Origin of the sequence: Pseudomonas sp. NFACC02, assembly GCF_900110765.1 — a bacterium.
In the GTDB taxonomy this organism is placed as follows: domain Bacteria; phylum Pseudomonadota; class Gammaproteobacteria; order Pseudomonadales; family Pseudomonadaceae; genus Aquipseudomonas.
The window spans coordinates 1-23,634 of record NZ_FOEO01000029.1; the positions used below are offsets into that span (position 1 = coordinate 1).

Genomic DNA, 23,634 nt, shown 5'->3' on the forward strand with positions numbered 1-23,634 from the left:
GTGGTCAGCGCCATCGGCAGCCTGACGGTTGTTACCTACACGGTCGGCGCCATCAGCGGCCAGACGATTTGCACCGACATGGTCAGCACCATCGGAAGCCTGACGATAAGAACCGGTGTGCGATGCATTAGTGTGAGAAGAGCCGCCTTCAGCGACAACAGTACCGTTCAATATCGCGTGATTATCAGAAACGGGCAGAGCGAATGCACTCGATGCCAGAATGGAAAGACTAAGGCCAAACAGAAGGTTCGAAGTTTTCATGATGTTTGCTCCATCAAAGTTCAGTAGTTTCTTTAACTTGGGTATGGAGTGAATTCTACGCGCGTATGCATTAAGCAGAAGTTAACAAGATTGCTAACGACCATCGTTGAAAATGATAGTTGGCTGCAGCGCCCGGTTTTAAAGCGCTCCGGGGGATTTTGATCCGAGATGGGGCAATTTCTGTCAATTTTGACATTTTTCAATCTTGACAACTGTTTAATTTTGTGAATTAAACTTTTTTTGTTGGGGTTTGCGTCGCGAGGCGTGATTGAGCTGGCCTTTGGCGTGAAGCGGCCTGCCCGATGAGCAAAGTCACTCCGTAAGCCTGCGAGGGTGCGTAATGACGGGGCTCGAAGGTTTTGCCGAGCCTGAAAAAACTAAGCCCGGCATGAGCCGGGCTGGAAGAGAACCGCTTGGAGTCGATCAGCTCAGGCGGTTTGCACCCACGTGGTCAGCGCCATCTGCAGCGACACGATTTGCACCAACATGATCCGCACCGTCAGCAGCCAAGCGGTTGGCACCTACATGGTCGGCACCGTCGGCAGCCAGGCGACTGGCACCTACGTGGTCCGCACCGTCGGCAGCCAGGCGATTGGCACCTACGTGGTCCGCACCGTCGGCGGCCAGGCGGTTGGCACCTACATGGTCGGCACCGTCAGCAGCCAGGCGGTTGGCGCCTACGTGGTCGGCACCGTCAGCAGCCAGGCGATTGGCACCTACGTGGTCGGCGCCATCAGCAGCAACGCGACCGATATTGGTATGGGAAGAGCCGTTTTCGGCAACTACCGGCGCGTTGATATGTTTGCTTGCGTCCACAGCGGGAAGTGCAAAAGCGCTAGATGCCAGAAGAGAGAAAGCGAGGCCGAAGATCAGTTTGTTAGTTTTCATGGTAGTTGCTCCAGATCGATTCAAGTAAGTGGGTGACTCGGTATGGAGTTAACTTTACTCGGCTCTGGATTATTAAGAAGTCAATCGCATTAGTAGCGATCATCGCTGAAATTGATACTACGAAAAGCACATGGTGATTCAGCGACTTAGCAGGCATGGCCGCGAAAAGAAGGGGCAGCCACCTGCGTGGCTGCCCCTCCGGTTTTCGTGCCTGGGCGCGCACGCACGGCCCTTTCAGTACGATCAGTCGGTCTCGATACGGGAGTGCTTGCGGGTGTCCTTCATGAATACGTAGACCAGCAGCGAGCAGGCGATACAGGCGGTGACGTACCAGTAGTAACCGGTTTCCATGCCGATGCTCTTGAACCACAGCGCGATGTACTCGGCGGTGCCGCCGAAGATCGAGACGGTCAGTGCGTACGGCAGGCCGACGCCCAGTGCACGAATTTCAGTGGGGAACAGCTCGGCCTTCACAACGGCGTTGATCGAGGTGTAACCGCTGACGATGATCAGCGCCGCCATGATCAGGAAGAATGCACCCCACCAGGTTTGAATCGTGTGCAGCGTTGTGAGAATAGGCACTGTGCAGAGTGTGCCGAGCACACCGAAGGCGATCAGGATCGGGCGACGACCCACCTTGTCAGACAGCGCACCGATTACCGGTTGCAGCACCATGAACAGAAACAGCGTGGCTGCGGAAATGGTGGTGGAGTCGGTGATGCTCATGCCGACGGTGTTCACCAGGTATTTCTGCATGTAGGTGGTGTAGGTATAGAACGCCAGGGTACCGCCCATGGTCAGGCCAACCACGGTCATGAGTTCCTTGGGATGACGCATCAGGGTGCGCATCAGGCTCTCTTTTGGCTTTTCCTTTTTCTTGGTGAATGACTCTGTTTCTTCCATGCCGCGACGCAGGAACAGCGCTACCACGGCACACAGTGCGCCAATGGCGAATGGAATGCGCCAGCCCCAGGTGTTCAACTGCTCGACCGTGAGCGTCTGCTGCAGCACGATCAACACGCCCAGTGCGATGAGCTGGCCGGAGATCAGCGTCACGTATTGGAAGCTGGAGAAGAAGCCACGACGTTCCTTGGTCGCCATCTCGCTGAGATAGGTCGCCGAGGTGCCGTACTCGCCACCGACTGACAGGCCCTGCAGCAAGCGAGCGAACACCAGCAGGATGGGGGCGCCGACGCCGATGGTTTCGTAACCGGGTGTCAGGGCGATGATCAGCGAGCCGAAACACATCAGCAGAACCGAAACCATCAGAGCAGCCTTGCGGCCTTTGCGGTCAGCGTAAAGGCCCATCAGCCAGCCGCCGATCGGGCGCATCAAAAAGCCGACCGCGAAGATTGCCGCAGTGTTGAGCAGTTGTGCGGTGGTGTCCCCTTTAGGGAAGAAGACTTTGGCGAAGTAAAGGGAGAAGGCAGCGTAGACGTACCAGTCGTACCACTCGACCATGTTGCCGACCGACCCGCTGAAAATCGATTTCAGTCGATTTCGGGTGGTTTTTTCGGCGACGGGCGCGGTCGATGATCCGTTGGAAACAGAATTGGGAATGGCCATAGGATTTCCTGCAAGTCATTGTTTTTAGATGGATCGCAGCGATGCGGTCTTGCCAGGGTGATAGCAGGAGACGTGCCAGGCCTTGAAAAGCCCGGACTAGAAGGGTTTGCTTGGCTTGGGTGAGCGGAAATCCGCCGATGTGGTGTGGTTGGGTGAGCGAGATTTTGCTTATCGCGTGCGTTTTTTAAGGAGCGCTCTTGCCCGGGATGGCATCAGGTCAGCCCGCCTATTCGTATCAGGTTCGCAGCATTCGCCACCGTCGTAACCTCCGGCAGCTCCTGCAATGGACGGGGTCTTACACAGAGTCGCCGCTGTCAGGCAGAAAAACTTCCCGGACCAGGCCATGGCGCTGCATCTTTTCATTCAGCGTTCGTCGCGGCAGTTGCAGCTCGTTCAAAACCGCTTTGATGTCGCCCTTGTGCCGGCTCAGTGCCGAGCGCAGGCAATGGGCCTCGAACGCTTCCTGCTGCGCCGCCAGCGACTGCCCGGCCGGCATGTCCACCGAGGCCGGGTTTTCCAGCCCGAGCACCTGACGTTCGGCGGCGTTGGCCAACTCCCGCACATTGCCCGGCCAGTCATGGCTCAGGAGATGACTCAGTTGCCCGCCACTGAGCACCGGCGCGATACGGCCCAGACGTTCCGCCGCCTGCCGTGAGAAATGACCGAACAGCAGCGGGATGTCTTCGCGGCGTTCACGCAGTGGGGGCAGGCGCAGCTCGGCGATGTTCAGGCGGTACGCCAGGTCTTCACGAAAACGCCCGGACCTGGCCTCGTCCAGCAGGTCTGGCTTGGTCGCGGCGACGATGCGCAGGTCAACCTCGATACTCTGATTGGAGCCCAATCGTTCAAGGCGCCGGTCTTGAATCACCCGCAGCAGTTTCACTTGTTGCGCCAAGGGCATGCTTTCGATTTCGTCGAGGAACAGCGTGCCACCGTGGGCGAACTCCAGTTTGCCGATGCGCTTGCCTTGCGCGCCGGTGAAGGCACCGCTCTCATGGCCAAACAGTTCGGCTTCGAACAACTGCTCCGGAATGGCGGCGCAGTTGACGGCCACAAACGGTTTGTCGGCCCGAGGGCCGAAGTCGTGCAGGCAGCGCGCGACCATTTCCTTGCCGCTGCCGGTTTCGCCGCGAATCAGCACGTTGACCGGCAGTTGGGCGAGGTCCTGAACCTGACGGCGTAGCGTCTGAATGCTCGGCGACAAGCCCAACAAGGTGGCTTCGAGACGGCTGCGATGGTCCGCCTGTTCATGCAGGCGGCGGTTCTCCAGCACCAGCCGGCGTTTCTCCAGTGCACGGCGCAGGCTGCTCAGCAAGGTCTCCGGGGTGAACGGCTTTTCCAGAAAGTCATAGGCGCCGTCGCGCATGGCGTCCACCGCCATCGGCACATCGCCGTGCCCGGTCAGCAGAATCACCGGCAAGTCCGGATCGCGGGCCTGGAGTTGCGCCAATAGCTCAAGCCCGCCCATACCCGGCATGCGCACGTCGCTGAGGATCACGCCGGGAAAGTGTACGGGCAGTCGCGCCAGACAGTCTTCGGCCCGACTGAACAACTGCACCGCGAAACCAGACAGTGACAGCCATTGTTCTACGGCCTCACGAATGGGGGCCTCGTCGTCGACCACGACCACCGAGTTCAGCATAGGGTTTAAGCCTCCGCGGCCTGGGCCAGACAGAAGGAAAAACGCGCGCCATTGTCGAGGTTTTCGGCGCTCAGGCGTCCTCCCGACTCATGCACGATAGCGTAGGAAACCGCCAGTCCGAGACCGAGCCCGTCACCGACGGGTTTGGTGGTAAAGAATGGGTCAAAGATGTTCGCCAGATGCTCCGGGGCAATTCCGCTACCGCTGTCTCCCACGCTCAAGCGCCACTGCTCGCCCTCTGCATCGATGCGGATTTCCAGTCGCTTGATCGGTCGCTCGCGCATGGCGTCCAGGGCATTACGCAGCAGGTTGATCAGCACCTGCTCCAGGCGAATCGCATCGCCCCGTACCCAGGCGGGACGCGTCAGGTCCAGTACACAGCTCACGCGCTCCTCACGAATCCGGGCGTCGAGCAGCAACATCGCCTGATCGACCACACAGGCAAGGTCCACGCGCTCTCGCAGGCCACTGGGGCTTTTGCGGGCGAAGGTCTTGAGGTGTCCGGTCAGCGCCGCCATGCGGGTCAACTGCTGGTCGAGCAGGGCCAGCGCTTTATAAGCGTCATCGACCCGGCCATGGTCGAGTAATAACCGCAGGGTTGCCAGTTGCATGCGTTGTGCGGTCAGCGGCTGGTTGATTTCGTGGGCGAGGGCGGCGGACATTTGCCCCAACGCCGCGAGCTTGGTCGATTGCACCAGTCCGTCCTGGGCCGTTCGCAAATCCCGAGTGCGCGCTTCGACCAGCTGTTCCAGCTCTTCACGGCTGCGTTGGCGCATGCGCGCCAGTCGCCAGCGCTGATAGAGAAACAGCCCCAGGAACACCAGCGTCAACCAGGCGCCGGCGGCTGCTAACGCGGCGTTTCGAATGTCTTCAGTGGCAGGCTGAGGTTTGCGCAGCAGGTGCAGTGTCCAGCCTTCCGGTTGCAGCGGTAACGACTGCCAGAGGTAATCGGTGGAGCCATCGGGCGCGACGACCCGGCTCAGGTGGCTGTTGTCGCTGAACGTGCGCAGCGGCTCCTGAGTCAGGGGTGTCAGCGGTTGTTTATCGTACTGGCGGGTGCTGCCCAATTCACTGCGGTCCTGATCCGACAACGGCCGCAGCGAGCGATAGCGCCAGCCGGGCTGATTGGCGATGAAAACCACACCTTTTGCATCACTGACCAGCAGCAGGTCGTCGCCCTGCGCCCACGTGTGCTCGAGGTCAGGGAACTCCAGCTTCACCACCATTGCACCGATGAACGTCCCGGCGTCGTCACGCACTGCGTTGGCCAGGAAGTAACCGGGGATGCCGCTGGTGACGCCGACCGCGTAAAACCGCCCGACGCCCGTGGCCTTGGCTTGCGTGAAATAAGGACGAAACCCGTAATTGTGGCCGACGTAGCTGCTGGGCAGTTTCCAGTTGCTGGCACCGATCGCCAGTCCGTCACGATCGAGCAGTTCCAGCGTGGAGGACTGCGCGGCGCCGTTGATCTGCTCGAGTTTCAGGTTGAGGGCTTGCGTGGTTTCAGCGCTGACCGGTCCGCGCAGGGCGGCGCGCAGTTCCGGGTCCAGTGCCAGGACGGCGGGGAGGGCACGGTAACGCTCGATCAGGGTTTGCAAGGTGTTGGCATACAGCGAAAGCTGGTCTTGCGCGCGAGCAGCCTCGTCTTCGAGTGAATGGCGTTGCGCCTGATGCATCGCCAGGGTGGCGACAATCACGGCGCCCGCCAGGATGAGCAGGACATATAGAAGAAGACGGGCGGCGCGGGGCATGTGAAAGGCCTGAGGGTACTGAACCTGTAGGTGCTCGCCCGCAATAGCCCATGTCAGTCGCCTCGGCAGGCGCTGAAGGCATGTAATCGCGGGCAAGCGCGCTCCTGCACATTAATCTCTTCGTGGCGCGATCTTGCACACCGCGCCACCTGCGGGGCTTAAAGCAGGCTGAACGTCGTTTCTTTCACGTCCTCGGAGTCCAGACCGATCATCAGTTTGAATTCGCCCGGTTCAGCCGCGTATTTGAGCGACGGATTGAAGAACTTCAGGTCTTCCTCGGTCACGGTGAAGGTCACGGTTTTTTCTTCACCGGGTTTCAGCATGATTTTCTGGAAGTTCTTCAGCTCTTTGACGGGACGGCTGATGGACGCCGCGACGTCCCGCAGGTACAGCTGAACCACCGTTTCGCCCGCAACCTTGCCGGTGTTCTTCACCTGAACAGTCGCGGTCAGTTTGTCTTTGCGGGTCATCTTGTTGATCGACAGGACGATGTCCGAGACGTTGAATTGGGTGTAGCTCAGGCCATAACCAAACGGGAACAGCGGGCTGGTCGGCTCTTCGAAATAGTTCGAGGTGTAGTTCGAGTCGTTGACGCGGTACGGACGACCGGTGTTCAGGTGATTGTAGTAGGCAGGTACCTGCCCCACCGAGCGAGGGAAAGTCATGGGCAGCTTGCCGGACGGGTTATAGTCGCCGAACAGCACGTCCGCCAGCGCATTACCGCCTTCTGTGCCCAGGAACCAGGTTTCAAGCATGGCATCGGCCAGCTTGTTTTCCTCGACCAGCGCCAGCGGCCGGCCATTCATCAGCACGATGACCAATGGCTTGCCAGTGGCTTTGAGCGCTTTGATCAGATCGCGCTGACGACCTGGCAGTACCAGGTCCACACGGCTTGCGGCTTCATGGGACATGTTGCGCGATTCGCCGACCACGGCCACGACCACGTCCGACTGCTGGGCTACCTTGACCGCCTCGTCGATCATCTCCTGCTCGGGACGGCCATCGATGTGAATCTGGTCATCCATCTTGTCCAGGTAGGTGATCGCTTCCTGGTTATCGGTGACGTTAGTACCGGCGGCGTAGAGAATCTTCGCTTTGTCGCCGATGGCATTGGCCAGCCCGTCGTAGGCGCTGACCGTCTGACGCGCCAGGCCCGCGGCAGACCAACTGCCCAGCATGTCCAGCGAGCTCTTGGCCAGCGGACCAACGATAGCGATGGTGCCTTGTTTCTTCAGCGGCAGGGTGTTGTGGTCGTTCTTCAGCAGGACCATGCTGCGGCGCGCGACGTCTCGGGCTTCGGTGCGGTGCAGGCGGTTTTCGGCATCGCGATCGACCGGGTCGTCGACGGCCGCGCCTATGCGCAGGTAGGGGTTGGCGAACAGGCCCATTTCCCACTTCGCGCCGAGTACTTCGCGCACGGCATTGTCGACCTCCTTGATCGACACTTCACCGTTCTTGACCAGCGCAGGGAGTTCTTCGCCGTAAGCCTTGTCGTTCATGCTGAGGTCTACACCGGCCTTGATCGCCAGCTTCGCGGCTTCGCGGAAGTCCTTGGCCACGCCGTGGTCGATCAGTTCCTTGATCGCCCCGTGGTCGCTGATGGTGACACCCTTGAATCCCCAGTCCTTGCGCAACACGTCCTGCAGCAGCCACGCGTTGGCGGTGGAAGGCACGCCGTTGATTGAATTCAAGGCGACCATCACACCTCCAGCGCCCGCGTCGATGGCGGCGCGGTAGGGTGGGAGGTAATCCTGCTGCATGCGCACCGGGCTCATGTCGACGGTGTTGTAGTCGCGACCGCCTTCCACTGCTCCATAAAGGGCGAAGTGTTTGACGGCGGCCATGATGCTGTTCGGTGCTTGAGTGCTGGTGCCCTGGAAAGCGCGGGTCATCGTCGCGGAGAGGCGGGAGACGAGATACGTGTCCTCGCCGAAGCCTTCGGAGCTGCGGCCCCAACGGGCATCACGGGTGATGTCGACCATCGGCGCGAAGGTCATGTCTACGCCATCGGCAGCGGCTTCGATCGCGGAAACGCGACCGGCACGGGTGACGGCGTCCATGTCCCAGGTCGATGCCAGTCCCAGGCTGATCGGAAATATGGTGCGCTGGCCGTGGATCACGTCGTACGCAAAGAACATCGGGATCTTCATGCGGCTGTGGCCGACGGCGGCGTCCTGCATGGCGCGGTTATCGGGCAGCAGAACGGAGTTGAAGGTACCGCCAATTCTGCCTGCAGCGATTTCCTTGACGATTTCCGACTTCGGCATTTCCGGGCCGATGCTGATGAGGCGCAGTTGACCGATCTTCTCGTCGAGGGTCATCTGCTTCATCAGGTTGGAGATGAATGCATTCTTGGCCTGTAACGTGGACAGATTACTGGCGGGGCTGGTTGCGGTTTCGGCCCAGACGGACTGACTGGCCAAACCGACGACTAGACTCAGTAAACACAGCTTATTCATGAATGATTTTCTCAAGGCGTTGACCGGCAACTCGCGCGAAATACCGGGTGGCCTTTGTTTTTGGTGTGAAACCTTTGGTTTTTATTGTCATCAGGACGGGGCTGTCGCTGAACTCCCGAGGCATCTGAGCATCAGTAGCGCAGCGAGTTTTATCTGATTGCTGCTTGGCAATCCAGTGTCCTGACAACGTGATGGGGCAGGATTATGCCGGGGATCGTCCGATTTGGCTAAAGTCATGGTCAGACGGGAAGACTAATGCAGGACATGAAGGGGCGCACAGGCTATGCAAATAGAGCGTTATGGACACATTCGGGGCAGTCGTTACAATTTGTCACTGACGTTGCTGATGCTGCTGAGCACGTTGTTGTCCGGTTGCGGCATCAACAATATTCCGACTTATGACGAGCAGGTCAAAGCCGCCTGGGCTCAGGTGCAGAACCAGTATCAGCGGCGGGCCGACCTGATTCCCAATCTGGTCGAGACCGTAAAGGGCTATGCCAAACAGGAGCAGGAGACGCTGACGGCCGTGATCGAAGCCAGGGCCAAGGCCACGTCCATCCAGATCGATGCCAATACGCTGAACGATCCCGCCAAGCTCAAGCAGTTTCAGGACGCGCAAGCCCAGTTGACTGGCGCGTTGAGCCGGCTGATGGTGGTGTCCGAGCGGTATCCGGACCTGAAGTCCAACCAGAACTTCCTGTCGCTGCAATCGCAGCTCGAAGGGACGGAAAACCGGATTGCCGTGGCACGTCGCGATTTCATCGCTGCGGTCGAGAAGTACAACACGGAAATCCGTACCTTCCCTGGCCGCCTCTGGCATTCGGTGATGTACAGCGATTTGCCCATCCGGCCTAACTTCGAAGCCACCGCTGCAGACGCTGACAAAGCGCCGCAAGTGAAGTTCTGATGGGGCGCGCGCGGCGGGGCATTCTGGTCGCGTTGCTGGCGATGTCGGTCGGCCTGCTCGCCCAATGGGCTCAGGCCGAACTGAAGTTCCCGGCGCTGAGCGGGCAGGTCGTCGACACGGCCGGCATGATCGACAACGCGAGCAAGGAACGCCTGTCCCAGATGCTGCGGGCTCATGAAGAGCTCACCACCGAGCAGGTCGTGGTGGTCACGCTGCCCAATCTGCAAGGTGCGACCATCGAGGACTTTGGCTATCAACTCGGTCGTTATTGGGGCATCGGTCAGAAGGGCAAGGACAACGGCGCGTTATTGATTGTGGCCAAGGACGAGCGCAAGGTGCGCATCGAAGTCGGCTACGGCCTGGAAGACCGGCTCACGGACGCACAGTCGTCGGTGATCATCAACCAGATCATCACGCCGGCCTTCAAACAAGGGGACTTCGTCGGCGGCGTCAGCAAAGGCACCGAAGCGATCGTGCAGGTGCTGGGCGGTGATCCGCTGGCTGAGCCCGTGGTCGGTGCGTCCGGCGGTGACGATGTCACTGACTGGAAAATGAGCCTGCTGTTTCTCATCCTCTTCGTGGCGTTTGTCTTTATCAACATGCGCTGGGGCCGGGCCCTGGGCGGTCTGGGCGGCGGCTACATCGGCTCGGGCGGTGGCGGCTTTGGTTCCGGCGGCTCCGGAGGTGGCGGTGGCATGCGCGGTGGCGGCGGCAGTTTTGGCGGCGGCGGTGCCTCAGGTGGCTGGTAATCGATAGCTCAATAAGGATTGCAGTGCATGGCGTTACTGACTGAAGACGAACAGAAGCAGGTCGCTCAGGCCATCGAGGCGGTCGAACGACAGACCGACGCCGAACTGGTGACCGTGCTGGCCGCGAGTGCCGACGATTATGCTTACGTGCCCTTGATCTGGGCCGGGCTGGTGGCCTTGCTTCTGCCCGGCCTGATCAACTTTTACCCCGGATGGCTGAATGCCAACGAGCTGTTGTTGACCCAGATCGCGACGTTCATCGTCGTTGCGCTGTTGTGCCGCCTGCCCGCCGTGACCTCTCGTCTGGTGCCCGGATCGGTGCGGCATTGGCGAGCGGGGAGCCTGGCACGACGTCAGTTCCTCGAGCAGAACCTGCATGCGACGGCCAATGGCACGGGGGTGTTGATCTTCGTCAGCGAGGCCGAGCGTTACGTCGAAATCATCGTCGACGACGGCATCGCCCGTCATGTGGACGACATGGTCTGGCGTTCGATGGTCGATGTGTTCACCCGGCAAGTGAGCGAAGGCAAGATCCTGGAAGGCTTTCTGGGCTGTATTCGTTCCTGCGGCGAGGTGCTGAGCGATCAGGTGCCAGTGACGCAGCCGCGCAATGAATTGCCGAACCGTCTGGTGGTGCTGGACTAGGGGCATCCGATCTACGGGCTTGTGGTGGTTAGTAATTAAATCCACCACGCCCCGTCATCCCGCCTAAAATACCGCCCTCGCATTTTTCGCTTCCACAGGGTTCACCCGATGTCCGTCACTGCCCCCCACGTCGCTCCCGCGCAGGATCACCGCGCCCAGTTCCTGAGCCTGCTCGACACCTGTCTGACGCAGAACTCACTGATCAAGCTGGTGTTGGCCAAGTACGTCGGGACCGAGGCCGAGCTGCAACGGATCATCATCAAGCCTACGACAATCAAGGATCAGCCTTGCTTGTCGTTCGTGTATCGCTACAAGACGCGCGACATCACCAAGAACCATCCGCTGGCCGAGGCGCAAACGCTGATCGCCAGCCTGTTGCCCGAATCGTTCAAGAACGCGCATCTGCTGTCGCTCACTGACGAGGTGCAGCTGGAATTCAGCAAGAAGGGCAAGAGCAGCCTGTTCCGCAATACCCCACAGCAACAGCGCGAAGCGCCTTCTGCGGAGCATGATCGCGAGAAGAAACGCTACCTGGAACTGAGCCGCCCGTTCCTCACGGACCTGGGCGTGACCAACAAGCAGCATGAACTGATTCCGGCGATGTCGCGCAAATGGAAGCAGATCAACAAGTTCATCGAGGTGTTCTCTCACGCATTGTCGAACTCGCCAATCGGGCTCGACAAGCCGGTGACGGTGGCTGATTTCGGCTCAGGAAAAGGCTATCTGACGTTTGCCATCCACGATTACCTGCGTAATACCTTGCAGGCTGAAGGCAACGTCACGGGTGTCGAGTTGCGTGAGGACATGGTGACGCTGTGCAACAACGCCGCCGCGCGTCTGGAGCACCCGGGGCTGGTGTTCAAGTGTGGTGACGTGCGTTCGGTGGCGCCGAGCGAGCTGGACGTCATGATTGCCTTGCACGCCTGCGACATCGCCACGGATTACGCGATTCACACCGGTATTCGTTCGGGCGCGTCGATCATCATGTGCTCGCCGTGTTGCCACAAACAGATTCGCCTGCAAATCCAGAGCCCGACGCTGCTCAAACCGATGCTGCAATACGGCCTGCACATGGGGCAGCAGGCTGAGATGGTCACCGATGCGTTGCGTGCATTGTTGCTGGAAGTGTGTGGCTACGAGACCAAGGTTTTCGAGTTCATCTCGCTGGAACACACCAACAAGAACAAGATGATCCTGGCGGTCAAACGCGCAACGCCCGCCGATCCGGCGGAGCTGCTGGCGAAAATTCAGGAGCTGAAGACGTTTTATGGCATCAAGGAGCACTGCCTGGAGACCCTGCTCCAGGCAGACCATCTGATCGGCTAGAGGCGGGTAGCCACAACCGGCTTGGGCGCGATGACCGCCGTCTTGCGCCCGATGGCCAGCGTTACGACCACGCCGGCGGCAAAAATCCAGGTGATCGGGTCGATGTGTTCGCCGAAGAACAGGGCCGAAAAAGCCATGGTGAAGAACAGCTGAACCAACTGGATCTGACTGACGCGGGCAATGCCGCCCATGGCAAGGCCCGCGTACCAGGCGAAAAAGCCAATGAATTGCGAGAACAGCGACACGTAACCGAACGCCCACCACGCGCCCGCTGAAATCGGTCCTTCGTGCTGCGAGGCAAGGTAGCCGACCGGGATGATCAACACCGGAATCGAAATCACCAGCGCCCAGCAGATCACCTGCCAGCCGCCCATCTGTTTGGCCAGGCGCCCGCCTTCGGCATAGCCCAGTCCACCAATCGCCACGGCGCCGACCATCAGCAGGTCACCGGCCTGCAAATTGCCCGCCCCGCTGATCAGCGCATAGCCCAACACCAGCACACTGCCCATTGCCGCACAGAGCCAGAATGCTTTCGACGGACGCTCATGGGACAGCCATGCCGCATAGATCGCCACCAGCAAAGGCTGCAGCCCGTTGACCAATGCACCGTGAGAGGCCGGCAGGGTTTTCATGGCCCAGGCAGACAGCACCGGAAAGCCGATGATCACGCCCAACGCCACCACCATCAACGCTTTGAACTGGGCGCGGGTCGGCCATTTCTCCCGACGCCACAGCAATAGTGCCGCCGCTGGAATCGCCGCGAACAATGCTCGGCCGAGGCCATTGAGCAGAGGATGGATTTCCTGAACCACGATGCGGGTCATGGGCAGCGTCAGACTGAAGATCACCACGCCGATCAGTCCGAGGACCATGCCGGTGTTTTCGCGAGAGGACATGTTGGGTCGTGCCTTTTGTTTTAAGAATAAAAGCCAGAGGTGAAAGCAGGCCTCCATTCAGCCACAGATGCCTCGTCCAGCCCCTTAACAGATTCCGACAGAATCGACCGTACACTTGGTGTTACACGGGGAAAACGCCGTTTGTGAGGATTTTCCTGCTGGCCCCTGAACACCGCTGAATGTTGGTGCAGAAATTGAATGCCATCTTCCTGCAACCCTTTGAAGGTCAAATGGGTGGCGTCGAATTCAGCCGGGAGAACAATCGTGTCGGTCATCGGAAAATGGGCGTTGCAAGGTGTGGTGGTGTTCCTGTTCGCATGGATGGCGACCGTGGCGGCTCAATGGTCAGCGAGCGTCGTCAAATCGACGAGCAGCGACCGCCTCGCCGCCCTCAGCAGCGTACGACTGTCCACGGAATCAGTTGCTGCCAGCATCAACAAGAAGGCGCACGGCAACACGGTTGTGGTGGGGGCCTTGTCGGAAAGTAACGAGTAGACCGTCGCGCTGGGAAGTTTGGGAGCGGGGGGGCTGAGCGGGCAGAAACTGTTCCTTGAGGCCTCGCTCGCTTTTATGGCTTTCAATCAGGGCATTTCTAGGAAGCATCGCCGTAACAGGTGGGAAATTTCTGAATGTCCGGAGTGTGCTTGAAACAGGAATGCAGACTGCACATACTGCGCGGGTGATCAGCGAGAGCTGAATGGAGTCTGGATCCCTCGGTTGAGGTTGAACCAGCGGCGCGGTAAGGGCGATGCAAGTTCTTCTGCGTGTCGATAGAGGCCGCCTTCGGGCGGCTTTGCTTTTGCTGGAGAAAGGGATGCCTCTCTACTACTTGCCTAAACAGGGCGATGTGCTCGTCTGTGATTTCACCAGAGGTTTTGTGCCTCCAGAAATGGTGAAGGTTCGAAAGGTGGTGGTCATCTCTCACCGGGCCAGGCACCGTAGACGTTTATGTACCGTGGTTCCTATCTCGTCCACGTCTCCTGAAAACGAATTTGACTGGCATCATGTGCTTAGAGTGAACCCTCTGATGACGGATGGGGCGCAACAGCTATGGGTCAAGTGCGACATGATCTACACCGTCAGCTTTGATCGGCTGGACAAGGCTCATCGTAAGACGAGGGGCGGAAGGGAATATTTCGTTCCGCGTCTTTGCCCAAATGACCTTGAGGCGGTGATCAACGGCGTAAAGGCTTACTTACCGCTTTAGTCCAGTTCATTCCGAAGATTTCATCGCAGACAGAGCTCAACCCTTCTTAAGCTCCAACCCTTCCTTCAACCGCGCCACCGGCACCGAAAACTCGGGATTGCCCAGCGGGTGCGTTTTGGCATTGAAGAACTTCAACTCGATGTTCTGGCCTTCGAACAGCGCACTGTAGTGCCGTTTCTGATGCTGGATAAACGCTTCGCTGCGCGGAAGGATCGAGATGGCGAGGGTTTTCGGCCTGGCCTGCAGCACCGCGTCGAGAATGTGTCGGTCCTGCTTGCCAAGCGAATGCCCGAAAATGCACAGCGAACCCTGGTGTTGCGCCAGTTGGGCGTGGCAGTACGAAAGGTAGTCCGAGCCCCGGATGATTTTCATCTTGTCGTGGCTGCGGCCTTCACAGACGAACAGCGGGACGTCTTCCAGCGCATTGACGGCAAAGCTGCCGAGCAGCGTGCTTTCCGAGGACATCAATTTGCGCGCAGTGCCGTCGAAGTTTTTCACCAGATGCATGCCGCCATGCAGATACAGGATGCGCGTGGCGTGGCTGGTGGTCCGGTGCAGATTGAAGACCGCGTCGTCATCGAACAGATCATCGAACGGCTGTGCGCCATGCATCACCGCCCAATAGGCCAGCAGGTCATAGTTGGTGGAGTAGACCGTTGCGTACTGACTCAGTGCGTGGCTCATCTGTGCGATGGTCGAAGGCGCCATCAAGCGCCATGGAATGTGCGCCGAGCGAATGCCGTGAATGAGCGCTTCCTTGATCGCGAAGTAACGGTTGCGTGGCGAAGACGAACTGACCGTCAGCGCGGCGTTCACCCGCATCGCCACCTTGAGGCCACTGAGAACGGGCTCGAAGTTCTCGGTTTCCATGGACTTGAACAGCGCCAGCTCGGTCGGGCTCAGCGGCTTGTTACGAGTGGTTTGCGCCAGCTCGAACAGCGAGTCGTAAGCGAAGTTCTTCCACACTGCGAGGCTGGCACCGTTGCCCAACAGCAAACCTGAACACGGGTGAGCGGTTTGCAGTTGAGGCCAGTCGGCAAGTTCAGCGTCAAAATCCGTGAATTCCATCTTCTCGCTTCGCGTTCAGGTGAGCAGGCTGGCCGAGTGGCCAAACGGAGTGGACTTATAGGAAGCCAGGTCGACATTGTCAACGCCGGAACTTGCGTAGAACCGTCCGGAAGATATTTCGAACCCCTGTGTCGAGCGTGTTTCTAACACTTGAACCTCAAATCCGGTTCGCTGAGAGGTGATCATGAAAACCGATCCAGTGAATACCGCCGCGGCACAAAGCCCCGGCCCTCATCCAAGCCCGATGGAAACCCCGCGCCGCGACAGGTCGTCGCTGCCTGCCGACGAATTCGAACGGGTAGAAGCCACCGATGAGCAAAGGCGCGAAACGCCGCCCCCGCAAACCTGGAAACACCCGGACGATGGGAAAAGCCTTTCGGAAAAAGACGAAGAACTGCCTCTGAAACCTTGAGCGCCATCTGTCTTACGGTCCGTCGCATGAAGGCGACCGGGTGTAAGGTCTTTCGGGGCAATCCAAAACACTCTCTGAATGAGAGGGAGGTCACCATGCACAGTGCGATCAGCAAAACGCATTTCAATGGGTACGACGTGATCAACGTCAATAACGGTCCATGGCGGGTCTGCACCCACCACGACCGACTTGGATCGTTCGATTCTCGCGAGGAGGCAATGGCGTTTGCCGCGTCGTTACCTGCTTATGAGGAGCGGACGGCGATGAGCGAACAGCCCGCAACTGCGGCTAAGGCCAAGCCAACCAAGGCCGAGAATGAAGCGCCAAAAGCATAATCCCAAGCGAAACAGTAAATGCGTAACGAAAATCTAGCCTCGGCTCTTGCCGGGGCTTTTGAGTTTAATGACCGCGGATAGCAAGGCGTCCACTCAAATCAGGAACACCCATGCCCACCATGCTCGCCGAAAACCCGGTTGGACTTCGCAATTTGGTGTTGTGAGGCTGATCGTGGAAGGCCGTGTAAGAGGCTGGTTTTGGCATAGACACCGGCCAAGCAGGCTTGCAAGGAGATCGTTAGTCTTTCACGCGGGTGAGAATGCAATAACTAAGAGAGAAGAGGAGCAGAAGGAAGGCTGGAGCGGGTGAAGGGAATCGAACCCTCGTTATCAGCTTGGGAAGCTGGAGTAATGCCATTATACGACACCCGCTTTTGACGCTTTCAGCGGCTGACTTTGTACCAGAAGCGGGCACTGAATTGAAGCGTTAAATGCTGCGCGTGGAAATCAGTGAGTGTGGCGGGTGCTGCGGGGAAGGTTCGGATTCATTCGCCGAGGACGGGTGGGCGGGCGCTGGCGAATGAATCCGTTCCTTGAGACCTTCACGGTCAGACTGCAAATGCATGGTGCGTCTGGGCCTGTCGATAGTGGGTTCGGCTGGGTTCAGGTGCCGGTGTGAGGAAGCTCAACAATGCGTTTCGGGATTCCAGGCATGCGGCTTTGTGTTCCATGTCCAGGAAGTGCCCCGCGCTCTTGATGGTCGTGAAATGGCAATCCCGGATGTGATTGGCGAACAGTCGGGCGTCGGGGGCTGCCGTGTATTCGTCCCATTCGCCGTTCATGAATAGGATTGGCACGTTGATACGTTTAGCGGCTTTGATCTGGTTTAGCGTGCTGACATCCAGCACATGGTTGATGTGGTGGTGCATCTGCGCGTATTCGTGCAGGTCCAGAGAGCTGACGTGTTTGTAGTTGAAGCGCTTGAACAGCGACGGCAGGTGTTTGCCGATCGTGCTGTTGATCAGGTTACCGACTTCAAAACGATCAAAGGCGCCCAGGTGTTGCTGACCTCGGGTGAGGTAGTCGTGCATGTGCTCGTTGATCACGGGGGAAAACGAGCTGATCACGGCTTTCTCAATGCGCTTGGGTCGATGGGCCAGCGCCACCAGCGCGGCCGCGCCACCCCATGAGAATGACATGATGTGTTCGGCGTTGAAGTGGTCGATCAGCTCCAGCAGGATCTGGCCTTCAACTTCCTTGGTCAGTGGCCGTTCGTGAAGGTTGTGAGGCTTCGATTTGCCCGCGTAAGGCTGGTCGTAGAGCACCACATTGAATTGCGGGTACAGGTTACGGACGGTCTGGGCGAAAGATGCAGTAGTGGCCAGTGAGCCGTTGACCATGATGATGGTCTTTTCTGCGGCATCTGCGCGATAGAACTCCGTGTAAACCCGAAACTGGCCCTGTAGATCAAGCACAGCGATTTCTGGCCTCATATCCATGTCTCCTGACGTTAAAACCGGTGTGCGCGCAACCACGTTGCACGAGTTTCGTGACAGGTAGGCAATGCCTTGCAAGGGGCCCATGTCGGTCCGGGACGATCTGTCCGACAGGTGTTGTTATTGGAGGGGCGGTTTGCCGATCGGGGCGCCTGAAAGCGCTCGTGACGACAAAAGGTTTCTTAGAGTGCGTTCGTGACTATCCGGTCACATGTGGACCGACGATTGGATTCAAGCAGGCGGAGCGGTAACCCGCAAGTGCTATTCGCGAATTGTCCTACACGATCTGCCGGGCGGTCGAAAGATGTCAGACCAGCTGAATCTCTTCAGCGGTCAGCGCCCGGTACTGGCCGGGCAGTAGCGCCGGATCGAGGACCAGCGGGCCCATACGTTCTCGATGCAGGCGCACGACTTTGTTGTCATAGAAACCGAACATGCGTTTGACCTGGTGATAGCGGCCTTCGACGATGCTCAGTCTTGCCCGGCGGCGGTCGAGTATCGTCAACTGAGCAGGCTGTGTAGTCAGGTCTTCGAAAGCGAAATAGAAGCCTTCTGCGAATTTCTGAATGTAATGCTCGCTGATGTCCTGCTCGGTTTCGACGTAATAGACCTTGGGGAGTTTGGTGGTCGGCTGGGTCAGACGACGTGACCACTGGCCGTCGTTGGTGATCAGCATCAGCCCCGAGGTGTTGAAGTCCAGACGCCCGGCGATGTGCAGGTCGTGCTTATCGGGCTCGTGCAAGAGCTCAAGCACGGTAGGGTGCTGAGGATCGGTGGTGGCACTGACGCAGCCCGGCGGTTTGTGCAGCATGAAGTATCGAGCAGGCTTGCCCGTCTGCAGCACTTCGTCGTCGAGCATGACGTGGCTAAATTCGCGAACCTCATGCAGCGGATCCTTGACCGTCAGCCCATCGACCTTTAGCCGCCCGGCGAGCAGCGCGAGGCGCACGTCCTTGCGACTGAAGCGGGGAAGGTTGCTGAGAAAACGGTCGAGGCGCATGGCTGGGGTCGGTGAATGTCTGAAGCGTTATTGGCCAGCAGGATGTGTATCAACCAGCCCCGCGCAGCGTGGACAGAGACACGCCTGGTTGCGTACCGAGTCCGGCAACGCTGCCAGCACGGCAGGGTCAATGGTTTCGGTGAAGCACCAGCACGGTTGATCCACCGTACGCGGATCGGCCAGCGTGCAGCGATTGCTCATCCCGCAAACAGGGCAGGTGTGCGGGCTGGGCTCAGACGTGATCATACTGGCTCTGCCTCCTCGGTACAGACCCTGTTGCGACCGCTCTGCTTGGCACTGTAGAGCGCCTGGTCCGCACGGGCAATCAGGCTTTCCAGGGTGTCGTCGGGGTGCAGCTCGGTCAGGCCAAGGCTGACCGTAACTTGCAGTGCCGAACCGGCGAATACGTAGGTATGTTGCTCGGCCAGCAGACGAATTTTCTCGGCGACGCGTCGGGCACCGCTGATATGGGTGTCCTTGAGCAGGATGATGAACTCCTCGCCGCCCCATCGGCAAATGATGTCCGTGTCCCGCAGGCAACGGCGTACATCGTCTGCAAATCCGGTGAGCACTTCATCGCCAGCCAGATGGCCATATGTGTCGTTCAGGCGCTTGAAGTGGTCCAGATCCAGCAGCATGGCCGACAGCGCTTTGTGTTCGCGGCGCGCATCCGCGATCGCATCCATGGCAATCCGGTCGAAACCGCGTCGGTTGGGCAGTCCTGTCAGGCTGTCGAGCATGGCCTGGGTTTCAATGCGCACCTGAAAGCGGCGGATGACCCGGTTGAGCAAGTACAGCACCAGCACCATCACGGCCAGACAGATGAGCAGGTTCAGGTACAGCGACTGGCGAATCTCGTTCAACGCGCCGTCTTCGCGTTTGTCGACGAACAGGTACCAGTTCAGTTCGGGGATGTAGCGCACGTTGAGGAAGTGCGCGTCATCCTGCGAATCGTATTGATAACTGCCGCTTTGTGGCTTCGGCATCTGCTCCTGCAGTCCTTTGAGATAGGGCAGGTCGCGCAGGACCTGACCGATCTTCGCGCCGCCGGGACCGCCTTGAGCGCCCGTCAGAACCAGTCGGCCAAAGGTGTCGACGAAATACACGCTGCGTTGATAACGCTGCTGGTAACGGTCGATCAGTTTGATGACGGCGTCGACGGTCAGTCCCACGCCGGTGGCGCCGATGAAGTTGTCGTTGTAGTCAAAGACCTTGTAGTTGATGAAGAAGGTCAGGTTGTCCTTGTTGGCCAGGTCCGGATCGACATTGATCTCATACGGATCGGACATGTCCCGTACGCGGTAGTACCAGACGTCGCGGGGCTCGTCGGGACTGATTTTCTTCAGGACACCTTTGGCGTGGTAATAGGTCAGGCTGTGGTTGGAGACGAAGAAAGCCGTGTAGGCGCCATAGTGGTCCATGACCTCCTTGAGGTAACGGGTCATCGGCTGCGGGTCTGTTTCCCCGGCCACGACCCAGTCGCGCACGAAGGTGTCGCGGGCCATCATCGATGAAATCAATACCGGGCGGACCAGATCCTTCTGGATCTCTGAATAGACGGTGTCCGACGTCAGTGGCAGTTCGGTATTGACGATGCTGTCTCTGATGGCATCCCGCGAGGCAACGTAGCTGAGCAAGGATGTCGCCAGAAAGCCGCTCCCCAGAAGGATCACTAACGTCAACAGCAGGGAGCGTTGTGAATGGAGCGTGGAACGAAGGGGCATGACCAGTCCGCTTGAATGTAAAAGAGTCCGTTGATCGAGACATGCTAGCCTGCGGCCACCCTGTTGCGCCATGGGGGCCTGCTGTTAACGGTTCATGATGGATGACGATCCCTTAAGGGCTGATGGGGGCGCTGCCGACCGGAGCGTGGAAATCAGGCACTCGCCCCAACAGCGAGTTGACCGCCGAGCAGCGGCAATGCACCAGCAGAATCTTGTCGTAGTGAATGCCATGCCGGTTCAGTTCGTTGAACAGGTTCTGCAAGGTCGGGTTGCTCATGCCGAAACGATTGCGCACGGTCAGCACATCCATGGGCGTCGAGGGTAATTGCCCCGCCAGTGGCGACTGCTGGGTGTTGCGTACGATGTGGCCGATGTATCGGTAACTTTCATAATGTTCGCTTTGAAATTTCGCCAGGGTGTAGTTTTTGATCCGTCCGGGCAGCGTGGTGCCGGCCATCAAGGTGTCGGCCTCCAGCCAGGATGAGAAAGGCGGAGTGTTGGGGCCGGGCACGGGGCGCGTAGTGTTGAGTACGGAGTAGGGGATGACGTTCTGGCTGGCAACACGGTGCAAGGTCGGATCGATCAGCGTCTGGCCATGAGGGGCGTAGGTGCGCAGCTCCGTGCCGTTGGGAATGGTCGTTGTGCGGGTCCATGGCAGGTAATAGCCGTGGCTGCTGACGACCAGGGTGCGTGCCTGGTTTCGCTCCGACGTCCAGAGTAAAAACTTGCGCCCCAGTTTCCAGACCCTGACGGGCTCGACACCAAAACGGCTGTTTTCGAGCATGGTCCAGGTTTTCATCGGCACGGTGCCATTGAAGAACGTGCTCACATAGGTTTTCCGCGAGTGAGTGGCACCGCGTAGCCACTCGCCAAAACTTCGGGGGGAAGGCAGAGCGCGTGCCGCGCCAATCATCTTTGCGGGCGTGGCGAGCTGAGTGAACGCCCGCAGCAGTCGGGGGGTTGCCGGCCCCAGTTGTAACAATCCCAGGCTGAGGATCGCGAAAAATACCTGCTTTCGTTCGGCTGCACGGTGCCCCGGCAGGCTGGCGGCCTGGACATTCAGCGCCAGGCTTGCCGCGCTCGCGGTCAGCGATGCAATCATGACGACTGGCATGAGCAATGCCATCGGTGCCAGCAGTACCTGTAACCGGCTGACCTGTTGCGTCCAGTGGTGAATGGCGATCTCGCGGTCAGTGACGATGCTGTCTTCGGCATCATGATGGCTGTTCTGCCGCAACCCGCTCGTCATGAATGCCAATGGACAGGCCGACACCTCGTGTTCGGCTATCCCGCCTTGCCGGGTCTTGTACACGTCTTCGTTATAAATCCGCTCGGTCCATGGGCGCAGGTCGGATACGGGCGCAGGAACGGGGGCCGTCCCACCCCAGAGTGCAGTGATATAGGCAAGGCGCTCGTGAAAACGGCTGGGCATGTAGTTGAGCAGCGTTTTGCGCCAGTGCTCGTCGGCAGCGGCGTGAGCCAGGTGTTGATTCAGACGTCTGGCGTCATCGAACTCCACGAAGGGCTGCTTCTGGCCGGCCTGATAAAGTACGGCGGTGGACTGTTTTTTGTGTTTGAACATCAGCAGGCCGACACAGGGCGGAGCGTCAGCTCCCGCCACGGAGCCCGCGTTCAGGTAAAAGCCCAGGGCGCAACACTGGGTCTGACGTTGTGCGGGGTTTTGCTGAGCCTCTTCGAGGGCTGTCACCAGAAGACCGAAGCCCATCGAGGAGAGATCGCTGTTTTTCAGACTCAACACTGCCTGCGCGATAAAGGTCTTCTTCAGCGCGCGCTCAATGGCAGTGCCTTGTCTGTCCCAGAAACGCTTGAGTCGGCGGCCCATCACGTCTAAAAACTCGACGCCGTCGACATGAGCCTCGACGCTGGCGGGCGTGACAGGGAGTTCTGCCTCGGGCGACCAGACTCCCTGGGCGCTGGCATCCATATACACCACCGACCGGCCGCCCTCGTCGGTGTACCCGCTGGCTCGTTCTTCCCGGTAGTTCCTGATCAGGGCCTCAGTGAGGCTTACGGGCGTTTCACTCGGTACGACGACGTGATTGGGGGGTGTTTGAGGATTGCCCCAAGGCGTGGTCGAGTTGCCCCGTATATAACGGATGAAAACGTGTTTGGGGTCCAGATCATGCGGCAACGCTGCGTTGAGACCCTTGAGCCATTTGCCCATGATCCGGTTCGCGACGGTCGTCGGTGTGGGGATGCGCTCGAGGAGCTTAGGTTCGCCATGCCAGTGATCCAGCACGCTCACCAGCGTCATCGCCGCCTGGATCGGCGCCATCAGCACATCATCTTCGTCCTCTGGTGCGTATGCCGGCGATTCGAACGGACTGGTGGTCGCCAGGCGGTCAATGGAAAATTGCCGATGTGCGTGCGTCAGTTGTGTGAAGAGGTCCTCGACCGGCTCGCTCAGTCTCAGTATGTTCGGCGCCTGAGACAGGTCCAGGTGCATTCGGTGCCAGGGCGACGCGTTCAGGGCTTTCAGGACGGCGTCCTGATCCCACGGCTCATCGTCGCTGATGTATTCGTGACAGTGTGTTCTGGCGCCCAACAGGTGGACGTAGCAGTGCCCCGTGAACCGTGACCTCAAATGGAAAACACCCGGAATCGGTTCGTCGTTGAGGGTCAGCAAGTGCACCGCCGAGCGGTAAGTGCGCTTGTCTGGGGACCGTGTCTGAAGGGTCTGTGGAAACCGTTCGAATCCCGCTGCATCCAGAGCGAGGACGTACCCGTCCATGCTGATGTGTTGACGGCGTTGCGACAAACGCAGACCTTCGAGAAACGACAAGGTCGCCAGCATTTGCCAGGTGTCGGCATGTCGGTCCCAGAAGCGCTGCACCTGTAATTCGTACTCGCGTGTCCAGTGCGCAGTGCCGAGCAGTTCGAGCAGCGCTGCAGGGATGAATTGCGGAAAGTCATCGTGCAGCGGCCGGTCAGGTACCACGCAACGTTCCAGTGCCAGAAAGGCCGGAGGATCGAGCACCGCGCGGCCAATTTCGCGGAGGGAGAGGCGCAAATCGAATTGTTCCTCGCCATTGTTTTCCACGGTCGGATTTTCTTCGGTCTTGAAATGGATGTGCAGCGTATCGATGTCGATGGGACGGCCAAGCCGCTCAAGCAGGGCCTGCTCGAGCTGTTGGTCAAGATAAGCCTGAATGGCAGGCGGGAATTCGAGGTCCAGTTGCCAGGCTTTCAGCGTCCATATCGAGCCTGCCAGCAATCGCGCGACAGGGCTGTTATGCATTCTGGTCAGTTGCTTGTGGTTGAGCAGAGCGGGCGTTTTGCGAGGGGCGGCAATGTTGCTGTGGTTCATGAGGTTGCAAAAATGACGGAGTGAGCGGTGCACT

The 23,634-nt window shown here is 59.0% G+C and carries 20 protein-coding genes, 1 tRNA gene and 1 pseudogene; 8 read left to right on the plus strand and 14 right to left on the minus strand.

Translation table 11 applies throughout. The annotated features are described in order from the left end of the window. The 6 genes and pseudogenes from BMY73_RS20130 to bglX all read right to left on the minus strand — a co-directional run. Positions 1-261, minus strand: a pseudogene (locus BMY73_RS20130) (hypothetical protein); the annotation flags it as partial. A 423-nt stretch (positions 262-684) separates the two neighbouring features. Next, on the minus strand, positions 685-1,149 hold the full coding sequence (locus BMY73_RS28940) for a hypothetical protein (RefSeq protein WP_092409217.1): 465 nt from the start codon (positions 1,147-1,149) through the stop codon (positions 685-687). Positions 1,150-1,392: 243 nt separating this feature from the next. Next, entirely contained in the window at positions 1,393-2,715 is a 1,323-nt protein-coding gene (locus tag BMY73_RS20140) for an MFS transporter (RefSeq protein WP_092409219.1), read from the minus strand. A gap of 295 nt (positions 2,716-3,010) precedes the next feature. Next, the gene (locus BMY73_RS20145) at positions 3,011-4,357 is read right to left on the minus strand and encodes a sigma-54-dependent transcriptional regulator (RefSeq protein WP_092409221.1); all 1,347 of its coding nucleotides are present in this window, start codon (positions 4,355-4,357) and stop codon (positions 3,011-3,013) included. A 5-nt stretch (positions 4,358-4,362) separates the two neighbouring features. After that, the gene (locus tag BMY73_RS20150) at positions 4,363-6,108 is read right to left on the minus strand and encodes a sensor histidine kinase (RefSeq protein WP_092409223.1); all 1,746 of its coding nucleotides are present in this window, start codon (positions 6,106-6,108) and stop codon (positions 4,363-4,365) included. 158 nt (positions 6,109-6,266) lie between these two features. After that, positions 6,267-8,567 carry a beta-glucosidase BglX gene (gene bglX, locus BMY73_RS20155; RefSeq protein ID WP_062383667.1) on the minus strand — a complete coding sequence of 767 codons (2,301 nt, stop codon included), beginning with the start codon at positions 8,565-8,567 and terminating at the stop codon, positions 6,267-6,269. Between the two features lie 283 nt (positions 8,568-8,850). On the opposite strand from bglX, the gene BMY73_RS20160 reads away from it, so the two are divergent. From BMY73_RS20160 to BMY73_RS20175, 4 genes are all read left to right on the plus strand, one after another. After that, positions 8,851-9,474, plus strand: coding sequence for a LemA family protein (locus tag BMY73_RS20160; protein ID WP_062383665.1), 624 nt, complete (start codon positions 8,851-8,853; stop codon positions 9,472-9,474). Beyond that, a complete protein-coding gene (locus BMY73_RS20165) occupies positions 9,474-10,223 on the plus strand; it encodes a TPM domain-containing protein (RefSeq protein ID WP_062383662.1) in 750 nt (249 codons plus the stop codon). The genes BMY73_RS20160 and BMY73_RS20165 overlap by 1 nt, the downstream gene beginning before the upstream one ends. A gap of 27 nt (positions 10,224-10,250) precedes the next feature. Continuing rightward, positions 10,251-10,868: a TPM domain-containing protein gene (locus tag BMY73_RS20170; protein WP_062383659.1), complete on the plus strand. Its 618-nt coding sequence runs from the start codon at positions 10,251-10,253 to the stop codon at positions 10,866-10,868. A gap of 108 nt (positions 10,869-10,976) precedes the next feature. Next, positions 10,977-12,194, plus strand: coding sequence for a class I SAM-dependent methyltransferase (locus tag BMY73_RS20175; protein WP_092409225.1), 1,218 nt, complete (start codon positions 10,977-10,979; stop codon positions 12,192-12,194). On the opposite strand, the gene BMY73_RS20180 is transcribed toward BMY73_RS20175, so the two are convergent. Then, positions 12,191-13,090, minus strand: a complete 900-nt coding sequence (locus BMY73_RS20180) for a DMT family transporter (protein WP_062383652.1) — start codon at positions 13,088-13,090, stop codon at positions 12,191-12,193. The genes BMY73_RS20175 and BMY73_RS20180 overlap by 4 nt on opposite strands. Positions 13,091-13,354: 264 nt before the next feature. On the opposite strand from BMY73_RS20180, the gene BMY73_RS20185 reads away from it, so the two are divergent. Together BMY73_RS20185 and BMY73_RS20190 are read left to right on the plus strand one after the other, a co-directional pair. Beyond that, entirely contained in the window at positions 13,355-13,585 is a 231-nt protein-coding gene (locus BMY73_RS20185; RefSeq protein ID WP_062383647.1) for a hypothetical protein, read from the plus strand. A 253-nt stretch (positions 13,586-13,838) separates the two neighbouring features. Then, complete coding sequence (locus BMY73_RS20190) at positions 13,839-14,297, plus strand: type II toxin-antitoxin system PemK/MazF family toxin (RefSeq protein ID WP_256571233.1); 459 nt, start codon at positions 13,839-13,841, stop codon at positions 14,295-14,297. 36 nt (positions 14,298-14,333) lie between these two features. On the opposite strand, the gene BMY73_RS20195 is transcribed toward BMY73_RS20190, so the two are convergent. Further along, positions 14,334-15,365: a DUF4917 family protein gene (locus tag BMY73_RS20195; protein ID WP_062383640.1), complete on the minus strand. Its 1,032-nt coding sequence runs from the start codon at positions 15,363-15,365 to the stop codon at positions 14,334-14,336. 184 nt (positions 15,366-15,549) lie between these two features. On the opposite strand from BMY73_RS20195, the gene BMY73_RS20200 reads away from it, so the two are divergent. Both BMY73_RS20200 and BMY73_RS20205 read left to right on the plus strand, forming a co-directional pair. Next, entirely contained in the window at positions 15,550-15,777 is a 228-nt protein-coding gene (locus BMY73_RS20200) for a hypothetical protein (RefSeq protein ID WP_062383637.1), read from the plus strand. Between the two features lie 95 nt (positions 15,778-15,872). After that, a complete protein-coding gene (locus BMY73_RS20205; protein WP_092409279.1) occupies positions 15,873-16,112 on the plus strand; it encodes a DUF2188 domain-containing protein in 240 nt (79 codons plus the stop codon). A 298-nt stretch (positions 16,113-16,410) separates the two neighbouring features. Here BMY73_RS20205 and BMY73_RS20210 read toward each other — a convergent pair. The 6 genes from BMY73_RS20210 to BMY73_RS20235 form a co-directional block, all read right to left on the minus strand. Beyond that, positions 16,411-16,484, minus strand: a tRNA-Gly gene (locus BMY73_RS20210). Between the two features lie 176 nt (positions 16,485-16,660). Further along, complete coding sequence (locus tag BMY73_RS20215) at positions 16,661-17,545, minus strand: alpha/beta fold hydrolase (protein ID WP_062388288.1); 885 nt, start codon at positions 17,543-17,545, stop codon at positions 16,661-16,663. Between the two features lie 310 nt (positions 17,546-17,855). Next, the gene (locus BMY73_RS20220; RefSeq protein WP_092409227.1) at positions 17,856-18,548 is read right to left on the minus strand and encodes a pseudouridine synthase; all 693 of its coding nucleotides are present in this window, start codon (positions 18,546-18,548) and stop codon (positions 17,856-17,858) included. A gap of 27 nt (positions 18,549-18,575) precedes the next feature. After that, on the minus strand, positions 18,576-18,794 hold the full coding sequence (locus BMY73_RS20225; protein WP_092409229.1) for a cysteine-rich CWC family protein: 219 nt from the start codon (positions 18,792-18,794) through the stop codon (positions 18,576-18,578). After that, the gene (locus tag BMY73_RS20230; RefSeq protein ID WP_092409231.1) at positions 18,791-20,272 is read right to left on the minus strand and encodes a sensor domain-containing diguanylate cyclase; all 1,482 of its coding nucleotides are present in this window, start codon (positions 20,270-20,272) and stop codon (positions 18,791-18,793) included. Before BMY73_RS20230 ends, BMY73_RS20225 begins: the two co-directional genes overlap by 4 nt. A gap of 112 nt (positions 20,273-20,384) precedes the next feature. After that, positions 20,385-23,531, minus strand: coding sequence for a dermonecrotic toxin domain-containing protein (locus tag BMY73_RS20235; protein WP_139214258.1), 3,147 nt, complete (start codon positions 23,529-23,531; stop codon positions 20,385-20,387). Positions 23,532-23,634: the final 103 nt, after the last annotated feature.